This is a genomic window from Saccharopolyspora sp. NPDC050389 (assembly GCF_040655595.1).
Classification (GTDB): Bacteria; Actinomycetota; Actinomycetes; order Mycobacteriales; family Pseudonocardiaceae; genus Saccharopolyspora.
The window spans coordinates 50508-62828 of the sequence record NZ_JBFAKG010000021.1 but is presented as its reverse complement, the minus strand read 5'-3'; the positions used below and the strand labels follow the sequence as shown (position 1 = coordinate 62828).

The window sequence follows — 12321 nt, the reverse complement described above, 5'->3', positions numbered from 1 at the left end:
ACTAAGCTTCACCCCATGTGGTCATGAGAGAGTTGCTTGCCAGCGTCTGGACGGGGAACCGGCCGCTCCCTGTGTCCGTCGTACCCGCCAGGCCCGCGCTATCGAGTGACCGCCGGTGGGTGGGGGCGATCAATGCAAGGCTGGACGAGGAGTCGGGGACAACAGCGCGAGATGAACACGCAGCAGCCGAATCGACCGGTCATCACGCCGACCATGCGAGAACAGGCCATGAAGCAGCCGAACACCTGGCTGTACGTGGTCGACCCGATCTTCACCGATCCGAACGCCGAGGTGCCGCCGTGGGGCTTCATCGGCGGCTACCGGGTCGATGAGCAGGGCGAGATCACCGACGACTTCTCGCCGAACCCGAACTACCGGCCGTCGCCGGTCGCGCTGCGGCTGCCCGCGCCGACCAACGACGTCGAGCGCGCCCTGCAGCTCACCACCACCGGCTACGCCCAAGGGCACGCGCTGCTGACCGCGATGCTGGACGCCGAGCTGATCCTGTTCGCGCAGCCGCAGGGCAACGGCCTGTTCACGATGGAGCACGAGTCGGGCCGCCGGCAGCTGCAGGTGTTCACCTCGGAAGGGTTCCTGCCGCCCAACTGGACGACCTGGCAGCGGATGACCGGCCGGCAGCTGGCGACGCACACCCTCACCGGCATCGACGTGCAGGTGAATCCGACCAGCCCGGTCAAGGCCCGGCTGCCCGCCGAGGACCTGGCCAAGGCCGCGGCCGCCGTGCCGCCGAAGGCAGCGGGCGTGCCGGTGCACTCCCCCGCGACCGGGACGCCGGTCGTGACGCCGCCGAGCGCCGCGCCGCAGCTGCCCGCGCCGCCTGTCGAGCAAGCCCCGAAGCCGGCGGGCGATCCGGCCGAAACCGAGTTCGGCCGCCGGTTCGTCGGCTCGATGCTGGCCGGGGCGATCGGCGACGCGCTCGGTGCGCCGGTGGAGTTCTACCCGGTGGACCAGATCCGCAGCCGGTTCGGCGCGATGGGCGTCACCGAATACGACCGCGCCGGTGAACAGCCGGGCGAGTTCACCGACGACACCCAGATGACGCTGTTCACCCTGGAAGGCCTGATCCGCGGGCACATCGCGACGCGCGCGGCCGGTGCGGACAGCCCGCTGTCGGCGATCCAGCTGGCCTACCAGCGCTGGCTGCACACCCAGGGCTACGCGTGGATGCGCGCGGCCGGGCCGTTCACGATGAGCCACCCCAAGCCCAACGGCTGGCTGATCGACCAGCGGGACCTGTTCGTCGTGCGCTCGCCGAACAGCAGCTGCATCACCGCGCTGCGGGAGTTCGCCTCGGTCGGCGCGCCCGGCACCTTCGAGCGGCCGATCAACGATTCGCAGGACTGCGGCGGCGTCGTCCGGGCCGCCCCGATCGCGCTGTGGTCGGACGATCCCAAGCAGGTCTTCGTGCTCGCCGCCGCGACCGCGGCCCTGACCTACTCGCAGCCCAACGGCTACCTGCCCGCCGGCGTGCTGGCCGTCGTGGTGCACCGCTTGTTGCGCGAGGAGACGCTGGAAGAAGCGGTGCGGCAGGCCCGCGAACTGCTCGTGCAGTACCGGGGACACGAAGACACCGATCGCGCGTTGCAGGCCGCCGAGGAGCTCGCCAAGCAGGGCAAGCCGAGCCCGGAGGAGCTCAAGGACACGCTGGGCGGCGGCTGGGCCGGGCACGAGGCGCTGGCCATCGCGGTGTGCGCGGCGTTGAGCACCGACACCATCGCCGCCGCGCTGATGGTGGCCGTCAACCACTCCGGCGACAGCGACTCCACCGCGGCGATCTGCGGGAACATCGTCGGCGCCCGCTACGGCACGTCGGCCCTGCCCGGGGTGTGGCTGCGCGACCTCAAGCAGCGCGAGATCGTCGAGACGCTGGCGAAGGACGCGCTCCTGGAGTTCAGCGCGGCACCGCCGAGCGGCGACGCGTGGACCTCGCGCTACCCGGCCGCGAAGGACATCTCCGACCTCGTCTTCACCTCCACCCTCCCGCTGGCGGGTTCGGAGCCGGCCGAGCCCGAGGCCGAACCGGAGGCGGAAGCCGCCGCCGAACCGGAGGTTCCCGAGGTTCCGGCGGAAGCCGAGCCGGAGGTTCCCGAAGAGGACGTCGAGCCCGAGGACGTCGAGGAATCGGCGGAAACCGCCGACCAGCCAGAGGCGGAAGCCGCCGCGGCGCCCGAGATCGTCGAGGAACCGGCCGAACCGGAGGCCGAACCCGTCGCCGACCCGGCCGAGCTCCGCCCGAACCGCATCCTGGGCTTCCTGCTCGGCGGCGCCGCCGGGGACGCGCTCGGCTACCCGATCGAGGACGACTCGCTGCAGGACATCCGCCGCAAGTACGGCGTGGCGGGGCTGACCGACTTCGTCGACGCCCACCGGCCCGGCGGCTCGATCAGCGACGAGACCCAGATGACGCTGTTCACCCTGGAAGGCCTCATCCGGGCGAGCATCCGCCGCCGGCTCTTCGGCGAGAACGAGCCCACCACGCAGGTGCAGCACGCCTACCAGCGCTGGCTGCACACCCAGGGCTTCGACTGGCGGGAAGCCGGCGGGCCGCTGGCCGCGAACCCGCCGGACGGCTGGCTGATCAAGCAGAAGGGCCTGTTCGTCCGCCGCGCGCCCGGCACCACCTGCATACAGGCGTTGCACGGCTACGCCAACGGCAACAAGCAGGGCTCGTTCACCAACCGCCTCAACGACTCGAAGGGCTGCGGCGGCGTGATGCGGGCTGCCCCGGCCGGGTTGTGGTCCGCCGACGCGGCCGAGGTGTTCCAGGTCGGCGCGATGACCGCGGTGCTGACCCACGGCCACCCCAGCGGCTACCTGCCGGCCGGGGCGCTCGCGGTGATCGTCCAGCAGCTGCTGGCGGGCCGGTCGCTGCCCGAGGCGGTGGACCGCGCGCTCACCGAACTGTCCACGTGGGACGGTCACGAGGAGACCAGCGCCGCGCTGCGCCGGGCCATCGAGCTGGCCACCGCGGGCACCCCGACACCGGAGCAGATCCACGAGTTCCTCGGCGAGGGCTGGTTCGGCGAGCAGGCCCTGGCGATCGCGGTGTGCGCGGCGCTGACGCATCCGGAGTCGTTCGCGGACGCGGTGATCCTCGCCGCCAACCACTCCGGCGACAGCGACTCCACCGCGGCGATCTGCGGGAACATCATGGGCGCGGCGCACACCGCGGACGCGATCCCGCAGACTTGGCGCGACAAGCTGGAGCTGCGCGAGGTCATCGAGGCGATGGCCGGCGACGCGATCCAGGAGTTCGGCCCGACCCCGCCGACGGGCGCGGAATGGCTGGAACGCTACCCGATCGGCGAAGCCGAGCCCGCCGCCGTCGAGCCGCCGGTCATCGAGGCGGTCGTCGCGCAGCCCGTCGCCGAGGCGCCGGTCGCGCAGCCCGTCGTCGAAGCGCCGGTCGCGCAGCCCGTCGTCGAAGCGCCGGTCGCGCAGCCCGTCGTCGAAGCGGTCGAAGAGCCCTCGCACGCAGCGGAAACGCCGGAGCCGGAACCCGAGCCGGTTGTTGAGGAGGTCGTCGTCGAGGAACCGGTCCAGGAAGTCCCGGAAGCTCCGGCCGTCGAGGCCTCTGCGGCCGGAGCTCCCATCGCCGAAGTTGCCGCTGCCGATGTCCCGGCGGTCGATGCTCCGGTCGTCGAAGCTGCTGTCGTCGAAGCCCCGGTTGACGAAATCGCCGTCGCGGAGGCGCCGGCCGATGCCGTCGACGAGGCCGACGAGGGCCTGTCGGACGAGGAGCTGCAGCTGCTCAGCGTGTGGCGCAAGTTCCGCGACAACGGCGAAGGGAATTCCGCCGACCTCACGCAGGGCCTGCAGAAGCTGCTCGTCGAGGCCTTCGGCGCGGAACGCGCCGCCCAGCTGATCGGCGAGGCCGCGGCCGAGCCGGAAGCCGAGGCCGAGCTCGCCGCCGAAACCCAGGTGGAGCTCAGCCGGAGCGAGCGGCTCGAAGGCTGCGTGCTGGGCTCCGCCGTCGGCGACGCCCTAGGTGCGCCGTGGATGTTCACCGACCTGCGCAAGATCCTGCGCGAGAACCCTGAAGGCGTCCGTGAGCTCGCCGAGCTCTTCGGCCGTCGCGGCTCGGCCACGGTGTACACGCAGCAGACCACGTTCGTGCTGGACGCGCTGATCAGCTCGCACATCCGCTCGGCCCTGCGCGGCATCGCCGCGCATCGGCCGTCGATGGTGCGCCTGGCCCTGCTGCATTGGATGCACACCCAGGGCGCGCAGGTGTCGAACGAGTCGCTCGGCGGAGTGCTCGCCGAGACCGAAGCCCTTCGCGCGCAACGGTTCCCGGACGAGGCGACGCTGACGGCGTTAGCCCGCTTCGCCGACCGGCGCGACGTCCCCACTCCGGCCAGCCCGCCGAACGCCGCCCGCACCGCGGCCGCCACGGTGCGCGGGGCGGCGGTGGGCTTCGACGCCGCCGACGTGCCGCACGCGATCTCGCTCGGCGCGGAGATCGCCGTGATCACCCACGGCCACCCGGACGGCTACCTGCCCGCGGGCGCGCTGGCCGGCCTGGTGCGCGCGCTGAACAGCGGCCAGACACTCGTCGACGCCGTGCACGTGGTGCTGGCCGAGCTCGACCAGGTGGAAGGCGCCGAGAACACCGCGCAGGGATTGCGCTCGGCGATCCAGATCGCCGGCAGCGGGCCGGCCTCGCCCACCAGCTTCGACGAACTGGGCCTGGGCTGGAACGCGCCGGAGGCCCTGGCCATCGGCGTCGCGGCGGCGCTGTCGCACCCGAACTCCTTCCCCGACGCGGTGTCGCTGGCCGCCACCCACGCCGGGAACACCGCGGCCACCGCAGCCATCTGCGGCAGCCTGATCGGCGCTGCCCGCGGTGCCGAGGAGATCCCCGCGGACTGGGTCGGCGAGCTGGAACTGCGGGAGGTCCTCGCCCAGTTGGTCGCCGACGAGCACCGCGCCCGGACGGAGATCTTCACCGACGCGCCGGCGCCCGACTGGGCCGGGCGCTACCTCGGATAATCCACAGTGGACGAAATAGGGCTCGACGAGACGGAACGAGCGCTGCTGGCGGCCTGGCGCGAGGCGCGCGCGACCAGCCGCCGCGACCCGGTGGAGCAGCGGCTGCTGGACACCTGGCGGCAGTGGCGGCGGCATCCCGCCACCAGGCCGCTGTGGGCGACGGCTCTGCAACACCGGCTCGCCGCGGAAACCCCGCCGGCACCCGCCACCGGCCTGGCCGACCGCAACGGCGCGCTGCCCGAAGCGCCGGGCCGGTTGCTCGGCATGCTGCTCGGCGGCGCGGTCGGCGAGTTCGTCGCGCTCGGGCGGGTCGGTGAGCGCACCACCGCCGTGCTCTTCGTCCTGGAGGGCCTGATCCGCGCGCACACCAACGCGCGGTCGACGGGCGACGGCGACCCGGTCGGCTTCGCCCTCGACGGGCTCCAGCGCTGGCTGCACACCCGGGGCGTGCCGTGGCGCGACTGCGGAGCCGACACCGCCCGGCCCAACGGCTGGCTGGTGGCCGAGCCCGCGCTGCGCGGCACCGACAGCGACGACCCGACGATGCTCACCGCGCTCGCCCGGGTCGCCGCCGGGCACGCCGCCGGTTCCCGGCAACAGCCGATCAACGCCTCGGACACGGCATCCGCCGTGCCGCTCGGTGCGCTGGCAGCGCTGTGGTCGGGCGATCCCGGCACGGTGTTCGCGCTCGGCGGTGACCTCGCCGCGCTCACCCACGGCCATCCCAGCGGCCACAGCCCCGCCAGCGTGCTCGGCGTGACGATGCTGTGGCTGCTGCGCGGGAACTCGCTGCAAACCTCGCTGGGACAAGGGCTTTCCGGCTGGCAGGCGGGACGCACGACGCTGACCCGGGCCATGCGGCTCGGCCGGCTCAGCCCCGCCGGATTCCGCCCCGGGCGGACCCACCTCGACGCGATGTCCGCTGGCCGCAGCGGCCTGGACGCGCTGGCGATCGCGGCCCGGGTCGCCACGGCCTGCGAGGACGACTTCGCCGGCGCCATCGAATCGGCGAGCCTGCACGGCGGCGACGCGGCCGCGCTGTGCGGGCAGCTGCTCGGCGCGCTGCACGGCCCGACGGCGATTCCGTCGCAATGGCGGGAGAAGCTGCCGATCACCGAGCTGGTCGAGCGGATTTCCGCGGACGCAGCAACGGAATTCGGCCCGTACCCGGACGAATCCGACCGGTGGCAGCACCGCTATCCGACCACCGAATCCGCCGAGCCCCAAGCATCGTCCACGACGGACTACCGAACCGGGCTGACCGCGGTGCCCCGGCTGGCCGCGTCCCGCGACCGGTTCCTCGGCGCGGTGCTCGGCTGCGCGGTCGGCGAGGCGCTCGGCATGCCCATCGCCGCGGACGGCTGGGACGAGATCCGGGCCCGGCACGGCGCGGACGGCCTCACCGACTACATCCCGGCCGGGCACCCCTCGGGACGGCTCGGCAGCGACACCCAGCTGCTGCTGTTCTCGCTGGAGGGCACGATCCGAGCCAACGTCGCGCGCCGCACCACCGGCACCGACGACCCGGCCCGGCACATCCAGCACGCCTACCAGCGCTGGCTGCACACCCAGCACCTGAGCTGGCCGCGCGCGGCCGGCGAGTTCCTGGGCGGCACCCCGGAGCCGGACGGCTGGCTGGTGCGCCAGCGGGCGTTGTTCCAGACGCGCAACCCGGGCCGCACCATGATGCGCACGCTCATCGCGTTCGCCAAGGGCCAGCAGCGGATGGGCTCGCCGGACCACCCGGTCAGCGACTCGCAGGGCAGCAGCGCGATCATGCGGGCGGTGCCGGCCGCGCTGTGGAGCAACGACCCGGCGGAGGTCTTCCACGTCGGCATGAGAACCGCGGCGCTCACCCATGGACACCCGGCGGCCTGGCTGAGCGCGGGCGCGCTGGCGTTCCTGGTGTCGCGGCTGATGAACGGCGAGCCGCTGACCGCGGCGGTCGATGCGGCGCTGGAAGAGCTCACCCCGCACACCGGGCACGAGGAAGTCAGCCGCCGCATCTCCGCAGCGGTGCGGCTGGCCCGCAGCGGTCGCGTGCCGCCAGGCGATCTCGAGCGCGCCCTGGGCAGCGGATCGACTGCGGCCGAAGCGCTGGGCATCGGGCTGTACGCGGCGCTGGCCTGCGACGGGGACTTCGACGCGGCGCTGCCGGTGGCGGTGAACCACTCGGGGAACAGCGCGACGACGGGAGCGGTCTGCGGCAGCCTGATCGGCGCGGCGTCCGGCGCGGAGCGGATCCCGGAGCGCTGGACGGTGGAGCTGGAGCTCTACGACGTGATCGAGCGCCTCGCCCACGACGCGGTCCTGGAGTTCGGCCCCCGCCCACCCGAGTGGGCAGACCGCTACCCGCTGACGTGACGCCCAAGGCTCGTGAGTGAAAGTTCCGGTTCTTACCGGAACGACCACTCACGAGCGGCGAAGCCGCGTGGTGGCCGACCTGCCCCCGGGACCGTGGCCACGCACGGTCACATCTCTGCTGGTCAGGACCCGTGAGTACTTTGGGCTGCTATAGCGACTCAAAGTACTCACGGCCCGTGACCTGCGGTGGAGGCGTCGCGCCTGGGGTCGAAGTGGGATGTTGCTCACTCGCCCGCCGGGGCTAACGACGGTTAACGTGCCTGTCATGGATGAACTCGTGCACCTCGCCGTCGCCGACGGCATCGCGACGATCACGCTGGACTCGCCGCACAACCGCAACGCGCTGTCCGCGCAGCTGCGGCGCGAACTGCGGGACCACCTGAGCGCGGCGATCGCCGACGACGCGGTGCGCGTGATCGTCCTGGACCACACCGGCAAGGTGTTCTGCGCCGGGATGGACCTCAAGGAATCGCGCTCGGCCGACTCCGAGAAGCAGGGCGTCAACGAGTTCCCGGCGATCCTGGAGCAGATCTGGACCAGCCCGAAGCCGGTGGTCGCCAAGCTCGCCGGGCCGGCCCGCGCCGGCGGCGTAGGCATCGCCGCGGCCTGCGACATCGCAGTCGCGGTGGACACGGCGACCTTCGCGTTCTCCGAGGTTCGCATCGGTGTCGTGCCTGCGGTGATCTCGGTGACGGTGCTGCCGCGTCTCAACGCCCGTCAGGCGCACGAGCTGTTCCTGACCGGCGAGACCTTCGACGCCCGCCGCGCCGCCGAAATCGGCCTGCTCAACTCCGCGGTCGCCGCCGACGAGCTGGACGCGGAGGTCAAGCGCTACACCGACATGCTCGCCCTGGGCGCGCCGAACGCGTTGGCGGCCACGAAGGAAATGCTCATCGGCCAGCGCCCGTCGAGCATGGGCGAGGCGTTCGCGCAGATGCTGGAGCTGTCGGCGAAGCACTTCGCGGGCGAGGAAGGTCAAGAGGGCATGCGGGCCTTCGCGGAGAAGCGCAAGCCCGCCTGGGTGCCCGACGCCCTGAAGTGACGCTCAGGCGCCTTCGCCGCCGATCCGCTCGCGCCACGGTCCCTTGGCCAGCAGCCAGTGCGGAACGAGCCTGACCGGGAACGGGAAATCGGTGGCGAAGACGTCCTCGCCGAGAGCCTGCTGCGCTTCCCTGTACTCGCTGTCCTTCAGCCGAAGCTCGACGATCACCGGCTTTTCCTCGGTCGTCGTGATGATCCAGTACGCCTCGATACCGAACGCGGCATTCTCGCCGCTTGGTGTGATGATCACGAAGGATGCTCTCCGGCGAGACGACCTCTACTGCGAGGAGCGGGGGACGCGTGAGATGCAGTTCGTCATCCTCATCGCGACGTACCAGCACGTCCGGGATGCGGTGGTGGGTTCGATCGGCGTTGAGGTTGATACCGGCTCCCGGCAGGACCTCGTACTCGTCAGGAGCCGAATCGGTGAGAAGGTACGCCAGCCTGTTCACGATGCGCGAATGCTTCCGCGCCGGCGACGGAGACACGTCAAGCCTCCCGTCGACCAGCTCGTAGCGGCGTCCGTCGTCGGGTAGCCGCTCCAAGTCGTCGACGGTCATCGGTCGTGCTGCTCGTGCGCCCGCATGTTCACGACAGTCATACTGCCTCCCGTTCTGTACGGGAGGCAGTATTGCGAGGCGCGTCTGATCACCAACGGGCGATCAGGACCTGGTCAGCACCGCCGTGAACTCGCGGCCGCAGATGGGGTGCTCGGAGGCGTCGCGGAGCACCGCGTTGATCCGGCCGAAGGCCTTCGGGTCGTGCTCCGCCAGCGCCTGGAAGCCCGACCAGACCAGCACGTGCTCGCCCTCCGGCAGCCAGGACAGGTCCGTCAGGCAGTCGTAGAGGGCGTCCAGGTTGCGGCCCGTCCACTCCGGGAAGTTCAGCACCGCGGCGATCCCGTCCAGCGTGGTCCGCTTGCTGATCAGGTCGGAGCCGTCCAGCACGTGCGCGACCGCGCCCCGTTGCTCGGCTTCCTGCACGGCCTCGCGCGCAGTGATGTCGGCGGACGGCTGCTCCACCTCGCTCACCGTCGGCTCCTTCCGCACCTTGCTGGCCCACTTCGTCGCAAACATCGCACTCAACCCGCGGCGTCGACAACCACAAATGACTCGTAATGATCGCTCGTGTAGTAAAGCTCGGAATGGCTGCCGGTGACCAGCCGCTGGGCGCCGCGATCTTTGGAACCCGGCGTCGGCACGGTGTACTCGTGGTAGTAACCCGACTTCTGGTCCGGCAGGACGCCTTCCCGGTTGCCGAACACCGAGCCGTCCTTGCCCGGGTACGGGAACGGGCCGCCCTTGATGATCAGCTGCCAGGTCTTCCCGGCCTCCGGCGGCAGCGTGGACAGCGCCTTGACCGGCAGGCCGGACTCCGCACCGGGCACGGCCCGCTGCTGCGTCGCCGCGCTGGGATCGACCTCCACGTAGTCGCGGACGAACCAGCCGATGACGACCAGGGCGATCAGCCCCACCAACGCCACCGAGATGCGCTTGCGCGACGTCACGCCGCCGTCCCCTTCCGCCCGGTCTCGCCGTCCCGGCGTCCGACCGGGGGTTCCGCGTCGCGAACCCTCGTCAGCTTCGCGCCGAGGCGGTCGATGCCGCGGTCGATCACGCGGGCGAGCCCCCAGCACAACGGCAGCAGCACCGCCAGCACCAGCGTCACCTGCAGCGGGTAGACGAGCTGCACGAGCCACAGCTCGACGCCGTCGTACCACTCGACCAGCCACTCCAACACAGAGCGTCAGGGTACGCCCGGTCCGATGACGCCGTGCGCCGCCCCGGCCCCATCCGCGACTACCGCACGTGCACATGTCTCCGCAGGACGGCACGGTTTCGCGAGGAACCCACCGCCACCTGGGAGAACGGGAATTCCTCGCGAAACCGACATCGACCGTCAGCTCTGGTCGGAGTGCTCCCGGACGGACTTGATGATGGCGCCGAAGTCCAGGTCGCCGCCGCCCTCCTCGTTGAACCGCTGGTAGAGCTCGGTGGCCAGGCGGCCGATCGCGGCGTCGGTGCCGCTCTGCTCCGCCGCCGAGGTTGCCAGCCTGAGGTCCTTGAGCATCAGCGCCGCGGCGAAGCCGGGCTCGTAGTCGTGGTTGGCCCGGCTGGTCTCCACCAGGTCCGGCACCGGGCAGTTGGTGGTCAGCGCCCAGCACTGCCCGGTCGAGATGGACGCCACGTCGTAGAGCGCCTGGTGCGACAGCCCAAGCCGCTCCCCCAGCACGAACGCCTCGCTCACCGCGACCATGGACGCGCCGAGGATGAGGTTGTTGCACATCTTGGTGACCTGGCCGTTGCCGGGCCCGCCGCAGTGGATCACCTTGCGCGCCATCGGTTCCAGCAGCGGTTCGGCGCGGTGGAAGTCCTCCTCGGAGCCGCCCACCATGAACGTCAGGGTGCCCGCCTCGGCGCCGGCGGTGCCGCCGGAGACCGGGGCGTCGATCGAGCCGAAGCCCGCCTCGGCGGCCCGCTCGTGCGCCCGGCGGGCGTCCGCGACGTCAACGGTGGACGAGTCGACGAGCAGGGTGCCGGGCTTCGCCGCGGCGAGCACCTCGTCGTAGCAGGCCAGCACGTGCTTGCCGCTGGGCAGCATGGTGATCACCGCGTCGGCGCCGGCGGCGGCCTCGGCCACCGATGCGACGGTGGTCACGCCGTGCCGGTCGGCGACCTCCAGCGCCGCCGGGATCAGGTCGAACCCCTGCACCGCGTGACCGGCCTTGACGAGGTTCGCCGACATCGGGCCGCCCATGTGGCCCAGCCCGATGAATCCGATGACAGCCATTGTCATTTTCCCCTTCTGCGCTGGAACTTCCGTCAAGGCCGCCGCGGATCAGCCGAACAGGTTCGGCTCGCCCGCGACCGGTTCGAAGAACTTCTCCACCCGAGATTCGTCCACATCGGACAGCTGTGCCGGCGACCACTGCGGGTTGCGGTCCTTGTCCACCAGCGTTGCGCGCACGCCCTCGACGAAGTCGCCGATGCGCACGCACGCCATGGCCAGCCGGTATTCCTGGACGAGGGCCTCTTCCAGCGAGCCGTAGTCGCTGCGCAGGGCCTTCAGGGTGACCTTGAGCGCGGTCGGCGACTTGTGCCCGATCGCCTCGACGGTCTCGCGGGCGGCTTCTTCCGGCCGCTCGCGCAGGCGCCGCAGAATCTCCTCGACGCTGTCCGCCGAGTACGCCGCGTCGATCCACTCCCGCTGCGCGGCCAGCGGTGCCTCCGGCGCGGGTTCGGAGAACTTCTGCAGCACCTCGTCCACCTCGCCGCCGGCCAGCGCCTCGACGAGTTCCGGCAGGTTCGCGCTGTTGACGTAGTAGTCGGCGATCCCGCAGTAGAGCGCGTCGACGCCGCTGACCGGCGCGCCGGTCAGCGCCAGGTGCGTGCCGAGCTCGCCGGGAGTGCGGGAGAGCAGGTAGGTGCCGCCGACGTCGGGGATGAAACCGATGCCGACCTCGGGCATGCCGACCTTGGAGCGCTCGGTGACCACCCGGTGCGAGCCGTGCGCGGAGATGCCGACGCCGCCGCCCATGCAGATGCCGTCCATGATCCCGATGACCGGCTTCGGATAGCCCGCCAGGGCCGAGTTGAGCTGGTACTCCTCGGCCCAGAACGCGGCGGGCAGCGACTCGTCACCGGCCTTCGCCGCGTCGTGCAGGGCGCGGACGTCGCCACCCGCGCACAGCCCGCGCTCGCCGGCCCCGTCGATCAGGATCGCCTGGATGTGCTCGGCGGTGCGCCACTGCTCCACCGCCTGCGCCATCGCCCGGACCATCCCCAGCGTCAGCGAGTTGAGCGCCTTGGGGCGGTTGAGCGTGATCCGGCCGAGCGAGCCCTGTTCGCGAACCAGGATCTCGGGCTCCGTCATGATGCGACTCCAAGTTTCTGTCAATGTGCG

At 71.5% G+C, this 12321-nt stretch carries 9 protein-coding genes and 1 pseudogene; 3 read left to right on the top strand and 7 right to left on the bottom strand.

Annotated features, from left to right (window positions below; translation table 11 throughout):
- Window positions 1–171 precede the first annotated feature (171 nt).
- The 3 genes from AB0I53_RS16250 (at window position 172) to AB0I53_RS16240 (ending at window position 8419) form a co-directional block, all read left to right on the top strand.
- Window positions 172–5013, top strand: a complete 4842-nt coding sequence (locus AB0I53_RS16250) for a type VII secretion system-associated protein (RefSeq protein ID WP_358602736.1) — start codon at window positions 172–174, stop codon at window positions 5011–5013.
- A gap of 6 nt (window positions 5014–5019) precedes the next feature.
- On the top strand, window positions 5020–7377 hold the full coding sequence (locus AB0I53_RS16245; RefSeq protein ID WP_358602733.1) for an ADP-ribosylglycohydrolase family protein: 2358 nt from the start codon (window positions 5020–5022) through the stop codon (window positions 7375–7377).
- A gap of 265 nt (window positions 7378–7642) precedes the next feature.
- Window positions 7643–8419 (top strand): enoyl-CoA hydratase-related protein, encoded by a 777-nt coding sequence (locus AB0I53_RS16240; RefSeq protein WP_358602730.1) that lies wholly within the window; start codon window positions 7643–7645, stop codon window positions 8417–8419.
- 3 nt (window positions 8420–8422) lie between these two features.
- Here AB0I53_RS16240 and AB0I53_RS16235 read toward each other — a convergent pair whose 3' ends face one another.
- From AB0I53_RS16235 to AB0I53_RS16205, 7 genes and pseudogenes are all read right to left on the bottom strand, one after another.
- Window positions 8423–8668: a hypothetical protein gene (locus AB0I53_RS16235; protein WP_358602907.1), complete on the bottom strand. Its 246-nt coding sequence runs from the start codon at window positions 8666–8668 to the stop codon at window positions 8423–8425.
- A 28-nt stretch (window positions 8669–8696) separates the two neighbouring features.
- Window positions 8697–8978: pseudogene (locus AB0I53_RS16230) on the bottom strand (Uma2 family endonuclease); the annotation flags it as partial.
- Window positions 8979–9080: 102 nt separating this feature from the next.
- Window positions 9081–9449 carry a barstar family protein gene (locus AB0I53_RS16225; RefSeq protein ID WP_235883795.1) on the bottom strand — a complete coding sequence of 123 codons (369 nt, stop codon included), beginning with the start codon at window positions 9447–9449 and terminating at the stop codon, window positions 9081–9083.
- Between the two features lie 50 nt (window positions 9450–9499).
- Window positions 9500–9925, bottom strand: a complete 426-nt coding sequence (locus AB0I53_RS16220) for a ribonuclease domain-containing protein (RefSeq protein WP_358602726.1) — start codon at window positions 9923–9925, stop codon at window positions 9500–9502.
- Entirely contained in the window at window positions 9922–10158 is a 237-nt protein-coding gene (locus AB0I53_RS16215) for a hypothetical protein (protein WP_358602723.1), read from the bottom strand. Before AB0I53_RS16215 ends, AB0I53_RS16220 begins: the two co-directional genes overlap by 4 nt.
- A gap of 159 nt (window positions 10159–10317) precedes the next feature.
- The gene (gene mmsB, locus AB0I53_RS16210) at window positions 10318–11208 is read right to left on the bottom strand and encodes a 3-hydroxyisobutyrate dehydrogenase (RefSeq protein WP_358602720.1); all 891 of its coding nucleotides are present in this window, start codon (window positions 11206–11208) and stop codon (window positions 10318–10320) included.
- 48 nt (window positions 11209–11256) lie between these two features.
- Complete coding sequence (locus AB0I53_RS16205; protein ID WP_358602717.1) at window positions 11257–12291, bottom strand: enoyl-CoA hydratase/isomerase family protein; 1035 nt, start codon at window positions 12289–12291, stop codon at window positions 11257–11259.
- Window positions 12292–12321: the final 30 nt, after the last annotated feature.

What these genes read in the sequence shown, in the direction of transcription:
- AB0I53_RS16250 (WP_358602736.1), top strand. Translation starts at nt 172, where the DNA reads ATGAACACGCAGCAGCCGAATCGACCGGTCATCACGCCGACCATGCGA.
- AB0I53_RS16240 (WP_358602730.1), top strand. Translation starts at nt 7,643, where the DNA reads ATGGATGAACTCGTGCACCTCGCCGTCGCCGACGGCATCGCGACGATC.
- mmsB (WP_358602720.1), bottom strand. Translation starts at nt 11,208, where the DNA reads ATGGCTGTCATCGGATTCATCGGGCTGGGCCACATGGGCGGCCCGATG.
- AB0I53_RS16205 (WP_358602717.1), bottom strand. Translation starts at nt 12,291, where the DNA reads ATGACGGAGCCCGAGATCCTGGTTCGCGAACAGGGCTCGCTCGGCCGG.